The organism is Lysinibacillus sp. JNUCC 51, from assembly GCF_015999525.1.
Taxonomy (GTDB): domain Bacteria; phylum Bacillota; class Bacilli; order Bacillales_A; family Planococcaceae; genus Lysinibacillus; species Lysinibacillus xylanilyticus.
The window spans coordinates 1,601,842-1,622,671 of sequence record NZ_CP065545.1 but is presented as its reverse complement, the minus strand read 5'-3'; the positions used below and the strand labels follow the sequence as shown (position 1 = coordinate 1,622,671).

At 40.9% G+C, this 20,830-nt stretch carries 13 protein-coding genes and 3 rRNA genes; 11 read left to right on the top strand and 5 right to left on the bottom strand.

The window, feature by feature from the left end; all coding sequences use genetic code 11:
• The first annotated feature begins 12 nt into the window (after positions 1 to 12).
• From JNUCC51_RS08065 to JNUCC51_RS08045, 6 genes are all read left to right on the top strand, one after another.
• Positions 13 to 1,458: a S41 family peptidase gene (locus JNUCC51_RS08065; RefSeq protein WP_337991550.1), complete on the top strand. Its 1,446-nt coding sequence runs from the start codon at positions 13 to 15 to the stop codon at positions 1,456 to 1,458.
• Positions 1,459 to 2,085: 627 nt separating this feature from the next.
• Positions 2,086 to 3,638 (top strand): 16S ribosomal RNA (locus JNUCC51_RS08060).
• 179 nt (positions 3,639 to 3,817) lie between these two features.
• Positions 3,818 to 6,745 (top strand): 23S ribosomal RNA (locus tag JNUCC51_RS08055).
• Between the two features lie 61 nt (positions 6,746 to 6,806).
• Positions 6,807 to 6,922: ribosomal RNA gene (gene rrf, locus JNUCC51_RS08050) — 5S ribosomal RNA — on the top strand.
• The 16S, 23S and 5S rRNA genes sit together here, the layout of an rRNA operon.
• 304 nt (positions 6,923 to 7,226) lie before the next feature.
• Complete coding sequence (locus JNUCC51_RS24775; protein WP_443136997.1) at positions 7,227 to 7,313, top strand: hypothetical protein; 87 nt, start codon at positions 7,227 to 7,229, stop codon at positions 7,311 to 7,313.
• Between the two features lie 418 nt (positions 7,314 to 7,731).
• Positions 7,732 to 10,086, top strand: a complete 2,355-nt coding sequence (locus JNUCC51_RS08045) for a M13-type metalloendopeptidase (RefSeq protein ID WP_337991549.1) — start codon at positions 7,732 to 7,734, stop codon at positions 10,084 to 10,086.
• 261 nt (positions 10,087 to 10,347) lie between these two features.
• Here JNUCC51_RS08045 and JNUCC51_RS08040 read toward each other — a convergent pair whose 3' ends face one another.
• The 3 genes from JNUCC51_RS08040 to JNUCC51_RS08030 form a co-directional block, all read right to left on the bottom strand.
• Entirely contained in the window at positions 10,348 to 10,641 is a 294-nt protein-coding gene (locus JNUCC51_RS08040; RefSeq protein WP_328009836.1) for a 3-isopropylmalate dehydrogenase, read from the bottom strand.
• A 232-nt stretch (positions 10,642 to 10,873) separates the two neighbouring features.
• Positions 10,874 to 11,593, bottom strand: coding sequence for a GNAT family N-acetyltransferase (locus JNUCC51_RS08035; protein WP_337991548.1), 720 nt, complete (start codon positions 11,591 to 11,593; stop codon positions 10,874 to 10,876).
• A gap of 51 nt (positions 11,594 to 11,644) precedes the next feature.
• Positions 11,645 to 12,361: a hypothetical protein gene (locus JNUCC51_RS08030; protein ID WP_337991547.1), complete on the bottom strand. Its 717-nt coding sequence runs from the start codon at positions 12,359 to 12,361 to the stop codon at positions 11,645 to 11,647.
• 243 nt (positions 12,362 to 12,604) lie between these two features.
• Between JNUCC51_RS08030 and JNUCC51_RS08025 the strand changes: the two genes are divergently transcribed.
• Positions 12,605 to 13,786: a PDZ domain-containing protein gene (locus tag JNUCC51_RS08025; protein ID WP_337991546.1), complete on the top strand. Its 1,182-nt coding sequence runs from the start codon at positions 12,605 to 12,607 to the stop codon at positions 13,784 to 13,786.
• Positions 13,786 to 14,016, top strand: coding sequence for a DUF2198 family protein (locus JNUCC51_RS08020; protein WP_049668124.1), 231 nt, complete (start codon positions 13,786 to 13,788; stop codon positions 14,014 to 14,016). The genes JNUCC51_RS08025 and JNUCC51_RS08020 overlap by 1 nt, the downstream gene beginning before the upstream one ends.
• A 52-nt stretch (positions 14,017 to 14,068) precedes the next feature.
• Here JNUCC51_RS08020 and JNUCC51_RS08015 read toward each other — a convergent pair whose 3' ends face one another.
• A complete protein-coding gene (locus tag JNUCC51_RS08015) occupies positions 14,069 to 14,395 on the bottom strand; it encodes an AzlD domain-containing protein (RefSeq protein ID WP_337991545.1) in 327 nt (108 codons plus the stop codon).
• Positions 14,392 to 15,123, bottom strand: a complete 732-nt coding sequence (locus JNUCC51_RS08010; protein ID WP_337991544.1) for an AzlC family ABC transporter permease — start codon at positions 15,121 to 15,123, stop codon at positions 14,392 to 14,394. The genes JNUCC51_RS08015 and JNUCC51_RS08010 overlap by 4 nt, the downstream gene beginning before the upstream one ends.
• Positions 15,124 to 15,247: 124 nt before the next feature.
• On the opposite strand from JNUCC51_RS08010, the gene JNUCC51_RS08005 reads away from it, so the two are divergent.
• From JNUCC51_RS08005 to addB, 3 genes are all read left to right on the top strand, one after another.
• Complete coding sequence (locus tag JNUCC51_RS08005) at positions 15,248 to 15,799, top strand: helix-turn-helix domain-containing protein (protein ID WP_049668127.1); 552 nt, start codon at positions 15,248 to 15,250, stop codon at positions 15,797 to 15,799.
• An 11-nt stretch (positions 15,800 to 15,810) separates the two neighbouring features.
• Positions 15,811 to 16,440: a TVP38/TMEM64 family protein gene (locus tag JNUCC51_RS08000; protein WP_337991543.1), complete on the top strand. Its 630-nt coding sequence runs from the start codon at positions 15,811 to 15,813 to the stop codon at positions 16,438 to 16,440.
• Positions 16,441 to 17,320: 880 nt separating this feature from the next.
• Positions 17,321 to 20,830: a helicase-exonuclease AddAB subunit AddB gene (addB, locus tag JNUCC51_RS07995; RefSeq protein ID WP_337991542.1), complete on the top strand. Its 3,510-nt coding sequence runs from the start codon at positions 17,321 to 17,323 to the stop codon at positions 20,828 to 20,830.

The window sequence follows — 20,830 nt, the reverse complement described above, 5'->3', positions numbered from 1 at the left end:
AGGAGGGAAGGTTTGCGCAAAATAATGGCTGGTGTCGGCGTACTTGCTAGTAGTCTATTGCTAGGTAGTGGAGTTTATTTTGACTGGTTTAATTTAGGGGATAAAAAGGAGCCGGTCGTCGCAGAGGTTGATTCGATTAATGAAGCGATGAATTTAATTGAGGAGAAATCTGTATACAGTACTAAAAAAGATGCATTGGTGGAGGGGGCACTTCGTGGTATGGCAGATGCTATAAAGGACCCTTACAGCACCTATTATTCGAAGGAAGAGGCCGAACAACACCGACAAATGTTAGCCGAGGAAAGAGTGGGCATTGGGATTGAGCTATCGGAAAATAACGGAAAATTTATTATTGTGTCTCCAGTCCGTTCTTCCCCAGCAGATAAGGCAGGAATGCGCTCTCTCGATGAAATTGTACAAGTTGATGGCGTTCGAGTAGATGGTAAAACGATGAGTGAATTAATGCATTTAATTCAAGGAGAGAAGGGGACGAAAGTAACTATTGTCGTCTATCGTCCAAGTGAAGATAAACATATTAAAATGACGATGGAACGAGCAGCAATTTCTAATAAAACAGTTACGAGCGAAGTAGTGAACGTAGAAAATACTCAGCTAGGTTACGTGGAAATCTCACTTTTTGGTGAGAAAACGGCAAATGAGTGGGTTGCTGAAACGAGTAAGTTGCTTCGGCAGGATATAAAAGGGTTAGTGATTGATGTGCGGGATAATCCAGGTGGTTATTTACATAGCGTCGCAGCTCTGCTAAGCACAGTATTGGAGAAGGGCAAAGTGTTTGCCTATATGCAAAATGCTGAAGGTGCTATGGAACCATTAAAAACGGAATCAAAAAGCTTTGATGAAAAATATTTACAGACAATGTACAAAATACCGATTGTTGTTCTACAGAATTCGGGCAGTGCATCTGCTAGTGAAGTACTTAGTGGCGCTTTAAAAAGTTGGGGACGTGCCTCCCTTGTTGGTGTTAAGAGTTTTGGAAAGGGAACAGTACAGGAGTCTTGGTCACTGAAAAATGGTGGAGAGCTTAAACTGTCCACAAATAAATGGCTGACACCAAAGCGCGAATGGATTCATGGGCAAGGTATAGAGGCTAATTTAGTAGTTGAACCAAATGAATTATTCGCTTTCCAAATGCATCCACTATCAGGGAAGTTTAAAGAAGGCGATATGAGTGAGGAAATTGCTTATACGCAAAATGCTATGAAAAAGCTAGGCTATAAAATTGCTCGTTTAGACGGTTACTTGGATGAATCGACGGAGGAGGCTGTTAAGCTTTATAGGGAGGATAAGAAATTGAAAAAGGCAGAAGATAATTTTAATATGGACACTACCTTCTTTAACAGCTTAAACGAAACGTTGAAAAAATATAAAGAGGATCGTCAAAATGATTTACAGTTCCAAATGGCTACAAGTTTTTTATTGCACAATATTGAAGGATAAAAAATATTAAGTATGTTGAATTTGGAAAGACTTGTAAAAGGATTTATTTGTTGATGTATCCCTGTAATTAGCTGATAGTAGTGGAGGGCTACTTAGTGTTCCGGTCGCAGAGCAAAGCTTTCCACAAAAAGCGAGTAGCCCGTTATAGTTTTGTAATTAAATTTGATTAAATTAACGGGAACATATTGAAAGGGCATGTTTTGAAAAAGATTAATCAAAACATGCTCTTATTTAATGTGATAGATTAAGCTCAGATTGTGAGTCAAATATAAAATTATTTTCTTAACATTATATTAATAGGAAGTTTCTCGAGGGAGTGAAAAAATATAAACTTTTTTTCGCAAAAGTGTTGACCTTTTTAACTCAATAATATAATATTATACAAGTCGCTAAGACATCTACTTGAAACAATTAAATTAAATAAATTAGTTGTTGACATAGAGTTTACGACATGATATTATATAAAAGTTGCCACTGAGAAAGCGGCGACGAAATGAACCTTGAAAACTGAACAAGCAAAACGTAATCAATAAAGTTTTTAGTAGCTAGCCTTGAGTTAGTGAACGAAACAAAATTTTGGACATCAAACATGATGCCAGCAAAACAATTTGAGCTAATCAAATTTCTTTTATGGAGAGTTTGATCCTGGCTCAGGACGAACGCTGGCGGCGTGCCTAATACATGCAAGTCGAGCGAACAGAGAAGGAGCTTGCTCCTTCGACGTTAGCGGCGGACGGGTGAGTAACACGTGGGCAACCTACCTTATAGTTTGGGATAACTCCGGGAAACCGGGGCTAATACCGAATAATCTATTTTACTTCATGGTGAAATACTGAAAGACGGCATCTCGCTGTCGCTATAAGATGGGCCCGCGGCGCATTAGCTAGTTGGTGAGGTAACGGCTCACCAAGGCGACGATGCGTAGCCGACCTGAGAGGGTGATCGGCCACACTGGGACTGAGACACGGCCCAGACTCCTACGGGAGGCAGCAGTAGGGAATCTTCCACAATGGGCGAAAGCCTGATGGAGCAACGCCGCGTGAGTGAAGAAGGTTTTCGGATCGTAAAACTCTGTTGTAAGGGAAGAACAAGTACAGTAGTAACTGGCTGTACCTTGACGGTACCTTATTAGAAAGCCACGGCTAACTACGTGCCAGCAGCCGCGGTAATACGTAGGTGGCAAGCGTTGTCCGGAATTATTGGGCGTAAAGCGCGCGCAGGCGGTCCTTTAAGTCTGATGTGAAAGCCCACGGCTCAACCGTGGAGGGTCATTGGAAACTGGGGGACTTGAGTGCAGAAGAGGAAAGTGGAATTCCAAGTGTAGCGGTGAAATGCGTAGAGATTTGGAGGAACACCAGTGGCGAAGGCGACTTTCTGGTCTGTAACTGACGCTGAGGCGCGAAAGCGTGGGGAGCAAACAGGATTAGATACCCTGGTAGTCCACGCCGTAAACGATGAGTGCTAAGTGTTAGGGGGTTTCCGCCCCTTAGTGCTGCAGCTAACGCATTAAGCACTCCGCCTGGGGAGTACGGTCGCAAGACTGAAACTCAAAGGAATTGACGGGGGCCCGCACAAGCGGTGGAGCATGTGGTTTAATTCGAAGCAACGCGAAGAACCTTACCAGGTCTTGACATCCCGTTGACCACTGTAGAGATATGGTTTTCCCTTCGGGGACAACGGTGACAGGTGGTGCATGGTTGTCGTCAGCTCGTGTCGTGAGATGTTGGGTTAAGTCCCGCAACGAGCGCAACCCTTGATCTTAGTTGCCATCATTTAGTTGGGCACTCTAAGGTGACTGCCGGTGACAAACCGGAGGAAGGTGGGGATGACGTCAAATCATCATGCCCCTTATGACCTGGGCTACACACGTGCTACAATGGACGATACAAACGGTTGCCAACTCGCGAGAGGGAGCTAATCCGATAAAGTCGTTCTCAGTTCGGATTGTAGGCTGCAACTCGCCTACATGAAGCCGGAATCGCTAGTAATCGCGGATCAGCATGCCGCGGTGAATACGTTCCCGGGCCTTGTACACACCGCCCGTCACACCACGAGAGTTTGTAACACCCGAAGTCGGTGGGGTAACCTTTTGGAGCCAGCCGCCGAAGGTGGGATAGATGATTGGGGTGAAGTCGTAACAAGGTAGCCGTATCGGAAGGTGCGGCTGGATCACCTCCTTTCTAAGGATATTTTCGGAATACAAACCTAGGGTTTGTAAGATTACGTTTTGCGTTCAGTTTTGAAGGTTCATCATACGATGAAATACTTCAAAACTTGTTCTTTGAAAACTGGATAAAACGACATTGAAATTGTAACAAACACATTTATTTTTTAAGTTTTTTTATAGGCTTAATAACTTGGTTAAGTTATTAAGGGCGCACGGCGAATGCCTTGGCACTAGGAGCCGATGAAGGACGGCACTAACACCGATATGCTTCGGGGAGCTGTAAGTGAGCTTTGATCCGGAGATTTCCGAATGGGGGAACCCACTACGTTTAATCGCGTAGTATCTTGACGTGAATACATAGCGTCTTGAAGGCAGACCCAGGGAACTGAAACATCTAAGTACCTGGAGGAAGAGAAAGAAAAATCGATTCCCTGAGTAGCGGCGAGCGAAACGGGAAGAGCCCAAACCAAGAGGCTTGCCTCTTGGGGTTGTAGGACACTCTATACGGAGTTACAAAAGAGCGAGTTAGATGAAGCGACTTGGAAAGGTCCGCCAGAGCAGGTAAAAGCCCTGTAGTCGAAAGTTCGTTCTCTCCTGAGTGGATCCTGAGTACGGCGGAACACGTGAAATTCCGTCGGAATCCGGGAGGACCATCTCCCAAGGCTAAATACTACCTAGTGACCGATAGTGAACCAGTACCGTGAGGGAAAGGTGAAAAGCACCCCGGGAGGGGAGTGAAAGAGATCCTGAAACCGTGTGCCTACAAGTAGTTAGAGCCCGTTAATGGGTGATAGCGTGCCTTTTGTAGAATGAACCGGCGAGTTACGATTACGTGCAAGGTTAAGCTTTAGAAGGCGGAGCCGCAGCGAAAGCGAGTCTGAATAGGGCGAAATAGTACGTGGTCGTAGACCCGAAACCAGGTGATCTACCCATGTCCAGGGTGAAGGTGAGGTAACACTTACTGGAGGCCCGAACCCACGCACGTTGAAAAGTGCGGGGATGAGGTGTGGGTAGCGGAGAAATTCCAATCGAACTTGGAGATAGCTGGTTCTCTCCGAAATAGCTTTAGGGCTAGCCTCGTGATGAGAATACTGGAGGTAGAGCACTGTTTGGACTAGGGGGCCATCCCGGTTTACCGAATTCAGACAAACTCCGAATGCCAGATATTTATACACGGGAGTCAGACTGCGAGTGATAAGATCCGTAGTCAAAAGGGAAACAGCCCAGACCACCAGCTAAGGTCCCAAAGTAATCGTTAAGTGGAAAAGGATGTGGCGTTGCACAGACAACCAGGATGTTGGCTTAGAAGCAGCCATCATTTAAAGAGTGCGTAATAGCTCACTGGTCGAGTGACGCTGCGCCGAAAATGTATCGGGGCTAAACGATTCACCGAAGCTGTGGATTGACATCTACGATGTCAGTGGTAGGAGAGCGTTCTAAGTGCGTTGAAGTCAGATCGGAAGGACTGGTGGAGCGCTTAGAAGTGAGAATGCCGGTATGAGTAGCGAAAGACGGGTGAGAATCCCGTCCACCGTATGACTAAGGTTTCCTGAGGAAGGCTCGTCCGCTCAGGGTTAGTCGGGACCTAAGCCGAGGCCGATAGGCGTAGGCGATGGACAACAGGTTGATATTCCTGTACCACCTCCTCACCGTTTGAGAAATGGGGGGACGCAGTAGGATAGGGTAAGCGCGCTGTTGGATATGCGCGTCCAAGCAGTAAGGCGTGTGTGTAGGCAAATCCGCACACTGTAACGTTGAGCTGTGATGGCGAGTCCGTATGGACGAAGTTCCTGATTTCACACTGCCAAGAAAAGCCTCTATCGAGGTGAGAGGTGCCCGTACCGCAAACCGACACAGGTAGTCGAGGAGAGAATCCTAAGGTGTGCGAGAGAACTCTCGTTAAGGAACTCGGCAAAATGACCCCGTAACTTCGGGAGAAGGGGTGCTCTTGAGCGTGCAAGCGCATGAGAGCCGCAGTGAATAGGCCCAGGCGACTGTTTAGCAAAAACACAGGTCTCTGCAAAACCGTAAGGTGACGTATAGGGGCTGACGCCTGCCCGGTGCTGGAAGGTTAAGAGGAGTGGTTAGCGCAAGCGAAGCTGCGAATTGAAGCCCCAGTAAACGGCGGCCGTAACTATAACGGTCCTAAGGTAGCGAAATTCCTTGTCGGGTAAGTTCCGACCCGCACGAAAGGCGTAACGATCTGGGCACTGTCTCAACGAGAGACTCGGTGAAATTATAGTACCTGTGAAGATGCAGGTTACCCGCGACAGGACGGAAAGACCCCGTGGAGCTTTACTGTAGCCTGATATTGAATTTTGGTACAACTTGTACAGGATAGGTAGGAGCCAGAGATCTCGGAGCGCCAGCTTCGAAGGAGGCGTCGGTGGGATACTACCCTGGTTGTATTGAAATTCTAACCCATGCCCCTTAGCGGGGCAGGAGACAGTGTCAGGCGGACAGTTTGACTGGGGCGGTCGCCTCCTAAAAGGTAACGGAGGCGCCCAAAGGTTCCCTCAGAATGGTTGGAAATCATTCGTAGAGTGTAAAGGCACAAGGGAGCTTGACTGCGAGACCTACAAGTCGAGCAGGGTCGAAAGACGGGCTTAGTGATCCGGTGGTTCCGCATGGAAGGGCCATCGCTCAACGGATAAAAGCTACCCCGGGGATAACAGGCTTATCTCCCCCAAGAGTCCACATCGACGGGGAGGTTTGGCACCTCGATGTCGGCTCATCGCATCCTGGGGCTGTAGTCGGTCCCAAGGGTTGGGCTGTTCGCCCATTAAAGCGGTACGCGAGCTGGGTTCAGAACGTCGTGAGACAGTTCGGTCCCTATCCGTCGTGGGCGTAGGAAATTTGAGAGGAGCTGTCCTTAGTACGAGAGGACCGGGATGGACACACCGCTGGTGTACCAGTTGTCTTGCCAAAGGCATCGCTGGGTAGCTATGTGTGGACGGGATAAGTGCTGAAAGCATCTAAGCATGAAGCCCCCCTCAAGATGAGATTTCCCATTACGCAAGTAAGTAAGATCCCTCAAAGACGATGAGGTAGATAGGTTCGAGGTGGAAGTGTGGTGACACATGGAGCTGACGAATACTAATCGATCGAGGACTTAACCACAATGTTTGAAACATTCAATGAACCGTTTATCCAGTTTTGAAAGAATAATTCTTTCAATATGTCTAGTGATGATGGCAAAGAGGTCACACCCGTTCCCATACCGAACACGGAAGTTAAGCTCTTTAGCGCCGATGGTAGTTGGGGGCTTCCCCCTGTGAGAGTAGGACGTCGCTAGGCACCTAAAAAAGTCGAGGGTTTATTCCTCGGCTTTTTTTATTTGTGATTTTTTAACAAGTTAACCCAAATGATGAAAGCTGATGGCAGTTCAATCATGAATATTTCTACAATGAACAGCTTAGTTGCTGGTGCTGTAGGTTACGCAGATACAAAATTCGCAGTACGTGGGATGACAAAAGCTGACTATCTATCTTGCATCATTGGGCATTCGTGTACTCTGTACACCCAGGCGTTATCGCAACACCAATAAGCTGTACAAGAAGATACAAAATCGGCTGTAGAAGCATTCTCTCAACGTATTCCATTGAAACGCGTAGCACAACCAGAAGAAGTTTTAAATATGATATTGTTCTTGGTTTCTGATGATACTAGCGTTATCGATGCGGTTTAACTGCACAGTAATAACAGTACATGAAAAAATCATTCTAGGATTTATTAAGGCAGATTTTCTATTAGTATAGAAAATCATCTGCCTTATTTTTTATTTAATTAAAAAACGTACTTATTCGTGGAATTGTTCATCGTGATATATCTTAGTGCGGTTCTTATTTGACACCTACAGTTCACTCTAAAGTGATACTATTATAGTCGAATTTTTGAATAAAAAAATGACCATACTTAAGGTACCGTTCTAGCTTAAAAGCGCTATCAGCGTAAAACTGACTAGATAATGCTCTCTTGAAAATGAAAAAGCTCCTTACATATTTTCAAACTGCAATAAATCAACTACAATGGATTATAAATGGTAGAAATTCTAAATTCTAATCATTTAACTTTATTTATACAAATCTACTAAGAGGAGCACGAAGATGAAAAAGAAGTTTTTATCCTTACTCATGGCCATTACAATGGTCCTATCAGTTAGCGTATCGGTGTATGCCGATGAAAAGTCGCCACCAGCGACAAGAGGAGAGATCGTAAAAACCTTGTTGACGGCAGCAGACGCCTATCAACCAGGAATTAATAAAGAAGCCGTTATTCAAGGCTCTAAAAACGGAGATTTAAGAGAGAATGAGCCAGCTAAGAAAGTTGAAGCTTTAGTCATGTTGAGCAGAGCATTCGGCAAATTACCAAAGCCTGTCGGAAATGATCTGCGTAGTGGCACATTTGGCGTCGAGTTCACCGATGTACCTGCTTGGGCTAAGAAAGATATCGATAACTTGGCAAACGCAGGCGTATTGATGGGCAACCCTGACGGCACATTAGGGGCAAATGACACTATTACGATCGATGAGTTCCAAAACATTATCGCCAGAATTTGGTCGCTTAAAGGCTCCCATTTAAATGACGATTTTTATGAAGCAATCAATAAGGAATGGTTAAATAAATCGACAATTCCGGCAGGAGAAATCATGGGCGGCGTATTTTCCGAGCTGTACAATCAAAATAACGATAAAATAGAAAAAATAATAGAAGAGCTCGCTGGCAAACAGTTTGCTGAAGGAACAAAAGAACAAAAAATTGCCGACTTCTATTCGACAGCATTGGATTCAAAAAATAGAAATAAACAAGGGATTGAGCCAATCCAAAAATATTTAAAGGCAATTGACGGGGCTAAAACGCTTGATGAACTCGTTCAAGCAGATCTTATCTTGGAGAAAGAATTGGGTCTAACCTCATTATTCAACTTTGCAATCATGAACGATGCAAAAAACAGCAGTGAATATGCTTTGTATTACTCTGGATTAACTACGGGTCTGGATAAGAACAGCTTTGTAACGGAAGACTCGAAAGCGAAAAAAGCATATATTCAATATATGACCAGACTTCTTGTGGCATCGGGCGAGGAAAAGTCCGCTGCGAATGCACTTGCCGAAAAAGTATATGATATGGAGAAAAGCTTAGCTGCCGTATCACTTGAACCTCATGAACAAGGCGACGTCAATAAATACTATAATCCGTATACAATAGAAAAATTCAATGACATGTTCAAAACAGTAGATATGAAACAAGTCTTGAAATCACTGAAAGTCGACAGTGCTGATAAAGTGATCGTAACCGATGTGAAGCTGGCGCAAAAAGGTGCGGATCTCTTTACTGAGTCTAATCTTAATGTACTTAAAGGGTACTCCAAAGTGCAATTGCTTATGGCAACAAGCGGTTCGTTGTCAGATGAATTCAAAGATGCTGCTATTGAGTTTGACGCAACGTTATTAGGCGTTACAGGTGAAAAAACAGCTCAAGAAATCGCAGTAGCCAAGACAACTGGTACAATGGGCGCATATTTGGAGCAAATGTTTGCCGAGAAACATTTTTCACCAGAAGCTAAAAAAGATGTTGAACAAATGGTAGAGAAGTTAATTGCTACGTATGAGGAAAGAATCAAATCTCTAGATTGGATGTCAGAAACAACAAAAGCTAAAGCAATTAAAAAGTTGGATACGATGATTGTTAAGATCGGTTACCCAGATAAATGGGATACGACATTAGATAAAGTAGCTATCAAGACATATGACGAAGGTGGTTCGCTATTGTCTAATACCATCACAGTAAACAAAGCATACATTGATGACATGAAAGCCAAGCTAGGAAAGCCGGTGGACAGAACGAAATGGTCAACGAGTGTATATACAGTAAATGCTTTCTACAATGCTTTTAATAATGATATTACTTTCCCTGCCGGTATTCTCCAAGCGCCTTTCTATGATATTAATGCTAAACCTGAAGCAAACTATGGTGCCATTGGTATGGTCATTGGACATGAAATCAGTCATGCATTTGATAACAATGGATCTGCATATGACGAAAATGGAAATGCAAATAACTGGTGGACAGAAGAAGATTTTAAGAAATTCAAAGAGAAAAACCAGAAACTGATTGAGTTCTATAATGGAATTGAGATTATTCCGGGTGTGTTGAGCGACGGTCAGCTTACACAGAGCGAGAATGTTGCTGATTTAGGTGGAATGGCGGCTTCATTGCAAGTTGTATCCAACATGAGTACTCCGGATTATAAAGCATATTTCGAAAGTAATGCAAAAATATGGAAAACTACAACTACAAAAGAATTTGCAGCGATGCTGAGCAAAAACGATGTACATTCAGCCGCTAAAATTCGGGTAAACCGCACGATTGTGAACTTCCAGCAATTTTATGATACCTATGGAATTAAGCCTGGAGATGGCATGTATATAGCACCGAAGGATCGAGTTTCTATCTGGTAATAATTAGAGCAGATAGAGCTAATTCCAATAGCTCTTACATCCGTGTATAAAGGCAAGGAAAAGAGGATGTCTAGGTAGTCCTTTTTAGAGTAAGGCTGTTTTCTCAAAGATTGTTGCTGTTAAAACAAAAAGACAGATTTAATCTACAAAACGTGTAGATTAAATTCTGTCTTTTTTTTCGATATTACGTGTATCGAAAATGTAACTATAGCGCCCAATATTTAACTGTATTCATTCTCAAACTAAGTTGATTTTTCATAATCATATTTTTCTACTATTATATTTTTTAATGATAGTAATTAAAATTGCAAGAAGAAATACAATAAGACTATTTATTAGTAAATAGTAAGCAAGATTCAGTCCGTAGAATACCGCAAAGGCATCACGAATAATAAATAGGGCTAAGACGCTTCCAAGTCCGCCAAATACACCTGCTAGTAGTAATATTATGAAAGCAGCAAAATATAGATCTTTCTTTTTTTGGAAGAATACAAACCCAATAACATTTGCAATAACGATAAAAAAGCCCATAAGTATTAAGAAATAACTCTCCATTTAACTCCCTCTTTTCAAAAAACGGCTTTTCTTAAAGGAATAACTATCCCTTTGATTACTTTTCATTCTCGACTCACGCCTCATTATATACAATAAATGTAATTATGATAAAGTGATGTAAAAATTTATCTAATAATACTATCATCAGTTTTTTTATTATAAGAACCAAATTGCCAATAAAAAATGTCAGCTATTACCTAAGTATTCGTCTATTTACAGAATAAACTCATTCCTAAATAGAATATTGTAAAGAAATTACTGTATTTTTACTTTGAACGCATCCGTTTGAAGCCATTATATTTCTCATAGGAACATTGTCAACTTGAGTCATCCCTAAATAAGACATAGCTTTAAACTCATTTTTCAATCTGTATAATCCTATTGAATGTAAGTTTTTTCCCAATCCTGTACCGAGAAAATTAGGATGAATGCCGATCCAAAAAATGCGGCCTTCATTATCTGTATTTGGTTCTATATGAGGAAAAACTACACCAACAGGTTCATTGTTAACTATATACACTGTAAACATATCCTTTACTTGTGACGGGAGTTCGGTCCTCATACTAGTTAAAAATTTCTCTGCATCACTAAAACTTGTACCCATCACTTCAGATAAAAAAGTGATAGAGTTATTCTCAGATAATGACCATACTTCATAATCAGGTGTTGAAACATTTAATGGTGTCAGTAAAGATCTCTTATATATAACCCTTTCACCAATAACCTCCATTTTACTCCTAGTGCAATTTAAACTATTTAAAAGAATTTTAGGGCATTCAAATCTAACTTTTTTCAGTCTACTACTTTGTAATTTATCTAAAAGTTCATTTATAAGCACATCTATTTCAGAAGCAAGATGAAGTTTATTCTCTAAAATTTCTAAAATAATTACACTATCACTTTTTAAGTAATGTACGCCAACTTTTTGTAAATGTTGAAGCAGTTTATCCACGAATTTTCACCTCATGATTGTAGCAATGCAAGTTTTATTATATTACTGGTATTATTTTTTTAGATTTGATAATTCAAAGTTTATAACTTCCTTTATCGTATCGTTTCCAATTGCTCCAAAATGGAATGTATTAGAATCGCTCCAATAAAGCCGCCTAAATGAAACACCATTATTAAGTTCAATCTCCAAAAATATACGCGTACCTTCTAGCTTACCTTCATCAATTAATGATTGTACATCTTCTAATTTTAAATCATTAAATGCGGCTAGAAACTTATCCTTAGAAGACTGAGAGAATGTGTGAATTCTTTTTCCATCTTCAGTGCTTTGAAAATAGATATTCTTCACCAACTTATCCATAGGGTAAAGTTCTCCTGCCGTTTTTGCATTTTTATTTGTGTTGGCTACATAAACAGCATCATCTGCAGCAATAATCAAGGAAGTTGGATATCCTTTTATTTCAGAAATGATTGTTCCTTCTTTTAAAAATGCCGCATCACCATTTTGCATCTTGTGATTACTACATGCACTGTCAGCCATTCTATATGTCACTTTACCTAGTTCTTTACCTTTTTCAATCGTTATAGGAAGATTTTCATTCGCTGGCTCTAGAGAATGATGCTCATACTTTATATCATTAATCATCAGCACATCCACCCATTCAATTTCTGCATCAGGACATCCTTTAAGAAAAGTGAAGTTGCTGCAAGAAGATAATAACAAAGCAAATACAGAAATAAATATCATGTATTTAAAAACTTTCAACATAACACCTCCTAGTTATTAGACGCTTACTACAAATTTCGGTTACTAAATAATGTAAATATTCAGAGCGGTTTATAAAATGGTAACTGACACACCTGCAACATTTAAAAATAAAATCTAGGATTTCTGCTGAATTCGATAAAAAATTAAGAATAGAAAGCTTTCTTCTAGTTTGTACTACGCAAGAGTGTAGTCGTTTGATACAATGAAATCATAGTATTCAAGAAAGAAACGGCGGGTGTTCGTATGGTTAGTGATATTTTAATAGAAATTGTAACAGCGATTGGCCGCTTTTTAATCAACCCATTAATGTATATCGCAATTTTATTTGCGGTTTTATTAGGTTATAGTCGTGTAAAGCAGGAGCGGAAATTTTTTAATAGGCGTATTATTTGGGGTTGGACAGAGCTAATTGGTCAATGGAAATATGGTTGGCTAAATGCCCTCCTCATTTCACTTATAAGTGTTGGTTTAGGTTTATCAGTACCTAAAGCTTTTTTAATGATTTTAATCGCTATTTCTGCGGTGGCACTAGTATTGTTCTTCATTAATGCACTTTCACCTATTTATATGATGGGGCTTGCGACGCTGGCAATGTGGTTAATGTACCATTACAATTGGACATTTTCTTGGTGGAAAATCTCAATAGAAGGTGTAAATTTATTAGATGGTTCCATTATAACGATTACCATTTTAGCAGGTCTAAGTGTGATTGCTGAGGGGATGTTAATTCGCCGAGCAGCAATGAAGGTAACGACACCACGAGTTGAAAAGACAAAGCGAGGTATGCAGGCAATTGTCTATCGTTCAAGAAATGTATGGGTATTGCCAATTTTCTTTGTAATACCTGGTGATATTATTCCTGTAGATTTCCCATACTGGCCGCAATTTACATTAGGAGAGAGTACCTTTTCACTCGTACTATTTCCACTTGTAATAGGTTTTTCAAAGATTACTAGAAAGGAATTACCGGCTTTACAATTGCCGAAAATTGGCCGAGCGGTGCTAATACTAGGGCAGTTAATTTTAATAGGTGGACTCGCTGCAGCCTTGTTGCCATTCATCGGCTTTATCACGTTGGCAATTGGTGCGGTGATTCGTATCGGTATTTCAATCTTCTATGCGCTGCAAGATAAAACGGATATTTATGCGGTTGCACCAAGTTCAAATGGTGCTATTATTGCGGCAGTCTTACCGGATTCGCCAGCTGAAAAAATGGGCTTACTTGCAGGAGAATGTATTCGTAAAGTAAACGGTCAGGCAATTTTTACTGAAAATGACTTATATGAGGCTTTGCAATTAAATGCTGCGCATTGTCGTCTAGAAGTAGTAGATCGTAACAATGAAATTCGCTTAACACAGCATGTTATCTATAGCACTGATCATTATCGTATTGGATTATTACTAGCTGAGCAGAGGGATATTTGATGGATGTTTTCGGGAAAATGATGTTAGCGTTGTTTTTACCAGCATTACTCGTATTATTGTTTACAAGAATTACGTTTAATCGGTATGTTGCTTTAATATTGGCAATTGCGCTTATTGCGGCATCTGTTTATGCAGGTCATACGTCGCCACCTATTATATTCGTAATCGATGCATTTTCGTTAACAGTAGGCTTTTGGCTAGCAAGTAAAATGAAAAAAAACAAAAATTAATATAAAAGGTCAGTCAAAAGTGATAGCTTTCTCACTTTTAAGACTGACCTTTTTACATGAAAAATCTCACGGCTGCCATAATGATAACCCCTGCTACAACTGTAATAGATAAGCTTTTGGTAACAAGTGCAATCACAAGCGTTGGCACAAATGTAATAAATACAGGCCAATTGAGTGTAACAATTTTTCCGCTTTCTGTATCCAATAAGTTTTCAATTACAAGAGCACTCAAAATACAAATTGGGATAAAGCTTAACCATTTTAATACAACCTCTGGTAGCTTCACATTTCGAACGAATATAAAAGGAATAATACGCGGTAGCCAAGTTACAAGTGCGCAGCCAATGATGAGGCATACCATAGTAGCAGTTGTCGTCATTTATCTGTCACCACCCCTATAGTTGCTACAATAACTGTTGAAAGAAGAACAGCCACATGTGAAGGTACAATATAAGAAAGACCATACATAATGACAACCATATAGCCGATTAATATAAGATAATGCATTATTTTACCTTTGCCTACACTGTTAAGCTGAAGAACAAGAAGTGCCACAAACATAGCAATCAATGCGAAATCTAAGCCCCATTTTTCAGGAGTTGCTACCCATTGTCCTAAATAGGCACCAGTCACACAAGAAAGTATCCAAAATAGATAAGCAGTTATATTCAGCCCATCCATCCATTTGCCGTGTAGCTTACCAGTTTGCATTTGCTTTGTAACAGCTACACCAAATGTTTCGTCAGTTAATAATGTGCCGAAACCAATATTTCTTAGCATGGAATAGCGTGTAAAATGAGGAGCTATTGTTAAACTCATTAATAAATGGCGTAGATTTACGACGAAAATGGTTACAATAATAGCAGAGGCAGGGCTATTTGTTAAAAGAAGTGCACAAAAGATAAATTGTGCGGAGCCTGCATAGATGAGTATAGTTAAAAGTGCAATTTCGAGTACAGATAACCCAGACGCGGAACCTACAACACCGAAAGCGAGTCCTATGCTAATATAACCGAGTAAAGTGGGGATACAATCTTTAACGCCTTGTAAAAAGCTATCGTCTGGCGTGATTGCTTTTTCATTCTGAAAATCTGTTGTACTTGTCATAAATAGATCGTCCTTTCTTAAAAATTTCCATGTATACTAATAATGGAATAGTCTGATAGTTCATGATGTTTATTAAAGTATACATATGTCCGATAAAATAAACAATAGAAATTGGTGAATATAAATGGAGCAAATGAGTCGAAATTTGGCATTTCAATTAAAGAAGATCCGACAGCAACGTCATTTAAGCTTAGACGATGTTGCCAAAGCTACAGGGGTAAGTAAAGCGCAACTTGCTCAAATTGAAAAAGGGGAGGCAAATCCTACAGTATCAACAATTTGGAAAATTGCTGCGGGAATGCGAATTTCATTTTCTTCGCTATTACAATCACCAACAGCGCACTTCATGAAATATAGTAGTAAGGATGCGCTACATGTAGATGAAGATGAGGGTCGATATCGTGTGTACTCCATTATTCCTTATAATCCAGAACGTGGTTGGGAACTCTATAAGATAGAGATGGAGCCTGGCGCCTTTAGCAGAAGTGAGGCCCACACAGAAGGGGTAGAGGAAACCGTAACGGTTATCCAAGGACAAGCCATCATTTCTGCCGGGGAGATGCATGAATTACTAGAAGAAGGGGATACACTAGTATTCTCTGGACATCAGCCACATGAGTATAAAAATACTTCGGAAAAGTTAACGATTTTACATTTAATTTTGCAATATAAATAGAGGTGTCGATTTTGAGTGAATGGTTTACTGTAGATAATATTGAGCAAATTGCGGCGCAATATCGAACGCTTGGCCCAATCATTGGTTTGTTACTACCTTTTATAGAGGCATTTCTGCCGTTTTTACCGTTGGTCGTGTTCGTTGTCGCCAATGCGAGCGCATTTGGCTTATGGTTAGGTTTTTTATTATCATGGATAGGATCTGTAGCGGGTTCGTATGCAGTCTTTTTGCTTGTCCGACATTTTGGCAAGCATCCAAAACTTCGATTTGTAACAGGCAGTAAAAAAATAGAGAAGCTAATTAAATGGGTAGATATGAATGGTATTAGTCCTCTGTTCGTGTTACTTTGTTTTCCTTTTACACCTTCAGTCATTGTAAACATTGTAGCGGGGCTATCTCATATTCATAAAAAGTTTTATTTAGTAGTGTTAATGGCAGGAAAGTTTGTAATGATTTTAGGAATGAGCGTGCTTGGTTATGATTTAAAATCGCTCCTAACAAGCCCTGTAAGACTGATTATTGCGGCTGTTGCGATTGTCGTGCTTTGGTGGGTTGGTAAACTTATAGAGAAACGATTAAACACGCGTGTAGAGAGAGATTTGAAACAAGCGCGAAAATTGACGAAAAATCACCACCGTTGAAAGTTGAATATACACAACTTCCCCCTTTTATCATGTAAAATGAGAGAAGGGGTCTTTTTATCTTCATTAATTAAAGGTAAGGCAATGCTCAAGTTTATGGAGTAGCGCTTAGATAAAATAGTAAAATGCACAATAGAGCAGCAAAAAGCTCGGGGGTACCATCAAAGTGATGGGTCCATGCAAAACCTGCTCGGGTAGACTGGTAAAGTGATCGGGTCAAAGAGAAAACTGCTCAGGTGAGGGCGCAAAGTGATCAGGTCAAAGAGAAAACTGCCCAGGTAAGGTCGCAAAGTGATCGGGTCAAAGAGAAAACTGCTCAGGTAAGGTCGCAAAGGATCGGGTCAAAGAGAAAACTGCTCAGGTAAGGTCGCAAAGTGATCAGGTCAAAGAGAGCCCAGGTGAGGTCATAAAGTGATCGGGTCAATGTAAAACCTGCTCAAGTACAACAGCAAAGTGAACAGATATAAAAGATTACAACCCATGTTAAGTAGCAAAGCCCAAATATCTACGACAAACATTTATATAACTTCTTTCAGCAGATGTCTTTTGACCGAAAGCGAAGCGACAGGTACAAATGTTTTTTGTAACGAAAGTGCAACGGCAGTTACAGAAGTTTCCCATCTCTATAGGTGTTGTAATGAGTTCGGGTTTAAGTTACTTTTTAGCGGGTGTACAAACATCCACTGACATAGAGGAACTCAGTCTAAAAACGCCACGTCCTGTGGCAATGACTGAGTGACCAACATCTTGTTGGCCCAAAGCCTCCGGCGGATGTCACGGAAATTGGAAAGGAGTGCTCTGTGCCAGCACAAAGCCGATTCCGGACGCAATTATGCCGAGGCATAATTGATATAGATTATTAACAGGAGGAGAAAAGTACATGACATTGCGTATTGTATCAGGACGTTCAGGGACGGGTAAATCAACGTTTATTCATCAAGAGATTGTCGAGCAACTAAAATCAGAGCCGTTAGGTCATCCAATTTTTGTGATTGTACCTGACCAGATGTCTTATTCAACGGAGTATGAGCTTACAAATAAGCATGGCTTGCAAGGCTTAATCCGTGCGCAGGTCATGACATTTAAACGATTAGCATGGCTAGTATTACAGGAAACGGGTGGTATTGCTCGAAAAGAAGTAAATGGCTATGGTTATCGAATGCTTATCCGCAAACTTTTAGAGGAACAAAAAAGTGAGTTCTCATTATTTCGACAAGCAGCTGGGAAACGAGGCTTTACGGAGGAAATTGAAACGCTATTACGAGAGTTTAGTCGTTATAGTGTAAATAGTTCGGTGCTAGCTGAAGTGTCAGCGTCTTTGCAGGCCATTGATGCGCCGAATACATTGCAAGCGAAGACGAATGATTTACAAGTCGTTTTACAGGCTTTGGAGGAACGACTTGGCACGACGTATGTCGATAGTGAGGGGTATTATCCAATTTTAACCGAGCAGCTAAAATACTCCGAGACGATGAAGCAGGCGGCAATTTATATAGATGGTTTTACAGCATTTACGGTAAGAGAATTAGAACTTGTAAAAGAGTTATTAAAGGTAACGAAGCAGGTAACCGTAGTTCTTCCCTTTGACCATATCGAAGAGGTTAATGATGAGCAATCTTTATTCCATGAAGCAGCTTCTACGAATCAACGTTTACACGACATTGCACATGAAGAAGGCATTGAAGTTGAAGCACCATTGCACTTCTACAATACGTATCGTTTTCAATCTGATGATTTACAACATATGGAAGATCGATTTGCTGATATGGTGCCTCAAACGAAAGAAACTTCAGGTGATGTAACGGTATTTGAAGCATCTAATCGACGTGCGGAGATACATGCCATTGCCCGGGAAATAACAAAGCTGACAAGAGAGAAGGGATATCGTTATCAAGATATAGTACTTCTTTATAGACAAGCAGAAGTATATGACCCGCTCATTTCAACAATTTTTCAGCAATATGAAATTCCTATTTTTACAAATTCGAAAAAGACAATGTTGCACCACCCTTTAATTGAGCTTAGTCGCTCTGTTTTAGAGATTATTATTTCTAATTGGAAATATGAACCAGTTTTTCGTAGTGTGAAAACAGATTTATTTTTCCCGTTATATGCTGAATTAAATGTTTGGCGAGAGCGTGCGGATCGTTTAGAAAACTACTGTTTAGCACAGGGTGTCTTTGGTGAGCGCTGGTTTGAGGAAGCTAGGTGGTTTTTCAAAAAGTATCGTGGACTTGAATTCCATTCACGCGTACAAACAGACGAAGAACGTGCTATGCAGGCAGAAATCGAGGCCATTCGCGATGTAATTCGTCAGCCGCTTAAATTATTACAGGACAAGCTGGAAGTGGCGACAACAGGGCGAGATGTAGCGACAGCTTTATTCGAGTTGATTGAGAGTTTAAATGTTTTTGAAAAGCTTCAAGCAATGAAAGACCGTGAACTTGATCGAGGCGATGCATTAGCTGCAAGTGAGCATGATCAAGCGTGGAAAGAATGGATAGCGGTGCTCGATCAGTTTGTTTATATGTTTGGTGAGCAGGAGATGTCCGTGGAGGAAGCGGCGAAAATTTTAGATGAAGGCTTTGATACATTAGAATTTTCGCGTATCCCACCTACATTAGATGAGGTCATGGTAGCGACAGTTGATTTAGCTCGTTTATCGAATATAAAAGTTGCTTTTGTCTTAGGAATGAATGATGGAGTCTATCCAACTCGTATAGATTATGAGGGATTGTTGTCAGATACTGAACGTGAGTGGTTTGGTCAAATTGGCTATGAGCTAGCGCCGACATCTAAAAATCGTTTACTGCAGGAGAACTTCTTGCTATATCGAGCTTTAACGACACCATCCGATAAATTATATATGTCCTATCCTACGGCAGATGAAGAAGGCAAGGCGTTATTGTCTTCACTCTATATAAAGAAAATTATCGGCAATGATAAAACAGCAGGACTTTTGAGCGGTGTTGAGGTAGAGCGAGTTGTGATTGACCCAATTGAATTACTGGATGAAAGTGCTTTACCGTATTTACGCCATCCACGTACAGCTTTAGCACATTTAATGGTGCAAAAACGTCAAGCTGAGCATAGCCGAGAGCTAGCGCCAGAGTGGCTTGCTTTACAAAAATATTATAAACAGGACCCTTATTGGGCACTTATTTATGATCGAGTGTTACATCCAATCACTCATAAAAATGAAGCAGAGCCATTAGAAAACTACATCACCCAGGAATTATATGGTCAAAAGCTAACATCTAGTGTGTCTCGTATTGAGAAATATTTCCGTTGCCCATTCTCTCATTTTACAACGTATGGACTTCATCTAGAAGAACGGGCAGAGTACAGACTAGAAACATTTGCAATGGGCGATTTATTCCATGAGGCATTGAAATGGATTACGGAGGAGACACACCGTCTGCAACTATCATGGATACGTTTAACACAGCAGCAAATTAAACAATTAGCACGCCAAGCTGTAGAGCAAATTGTGCCGGTATTCTCTCATCAAATCTTACTGTCAAGCGCACGTTATCGTTACATTCAACGCAAGCTTATTCGTATTGTCGAACGAACAATGACAGCACTTACGCAGCATGCGAATGTATCCCACTTTAAGCCAATTGCCATTGAGGCATCATTTGGACCGGGACAAAATGAACAGCTTCCTCCACTTGAAATTGATTTAACAGGTGGTAAGAAAATGTTTATGCGAGGTCGTATTGATAGGGTGGATAGTGCGTCTATTGATGACCGCTCTTATTTACGGATTGTCGATTATAAATCATCAGCTCGTGATTTAGATTTGAATGAGGTTTACCACGGATTGTCTCTACAGGTATTAACGTATCTAGATGTGGCGATGGAAAACTCGTCTTATTGGCTGCCAGGTGAGGCGGAGCCAGCCGGGGTTCTTTATGTACATGTCCACAATCCAATGCTAAAGCTTGATAAGGATTTAAGCGATAGCGAAATTGAGGAAGACCGTTTAAAACAATACAAAATGAAAGGTCTTTTGTCAGAAAATGCAGAGGCTATTTTATCGATGGACGAGCAATTAGAGGAATCTAGTGGGCATTCGAAAATTATTCCTGTCTATATGAAGAAAGATGGGACACCGTCAGAATCTCAGTCACGGATTGTACCTGTTAATGATATGAAAAATCTACAGCATTTTGTACGGCGCAAGCATCAAGAGGCTGGTAATGGAATTTTAGCAGGGGATACTTCCATTAGTCCTTATAAACTTAAAACAAAAACAGCATGTGACTTCTGTCAATTTACAGCGGTTTGTCAATTTGACCCATCTGATGGCAAGCAAAGCTATCGTCAGTTACAGCAAGCAAAACCGAATGATATCGTTGAGAAAATTCGGAAGGAGATGAAGTAA

Excerpts from the sequence above, each read along its gene's own strand:
- JNUCC51_RS08045 (WP_337991549.1), top strand. The coding sequence starts at position 7,732 with ATGAAAAAGAAGTTTTTATCCTTACTCATGGCCATTACAATGGTCCTA.
- JNUCC51_RS08040 (WP_328009836.1), bottom strand. The coding sequence starts at position 10,641 with ATGGAGAGTTATTTCTTAATACTTATGGGCTTTTTTATCGTTATTGCA.
- JNUCC51_RS08030 (WP_337991547.1), bottom strand. The coding sequence starts at position 12,361 with ATGTTGAAAGTTTTTAAATACATGATATTTATTTCTGTATTTGCTTTG.
- JNUCC51_RS08025 (WP_337991546.1), top strand. The coding sequence starts at position 12,605 with ATGGTTAGTGATATTTTAATAGAAATTGTAACAGCGATTGGCCGCTTT.
- JNUCC51_RS08020 (WP_049668124.1), top strand. The coding sequence starts at position 13,786 with ATGGATGTTTTCGGGAAAATGATGTTAGCGTTGTTTTTACCAGCATTA.
- JNUCC51_RS08015 (WP_337991545.1), bottom strand. The coding sequence starts at position 14,395 with ATGACGACAACTGCTACTATGGTATGCCTCATCATTGGCTGCGCACTT.
- JNUCC51_RS08010 (WP_337991544.1), bottom strand. The coding sequence starts at position 15,123 with ATGACAAGTACAACAGATTTTCAGAATGAAAAAGCAATCACGCCAGAC.
- JNUCC51_RS08005 (WP_049668127.1), top strand. The coding sequence starts at position 15,248 with ATGGAGCAAATGAGTCGAAATTTGGCATTTCAATTAAAGAAGATCCGA.
- addB (WP_337991542.1), top strand. The coding sequence starts at position 17,321 with ATGACATTGCGTATTGTATCAGGACGTTCAGGGACGGGTAAATCAACG.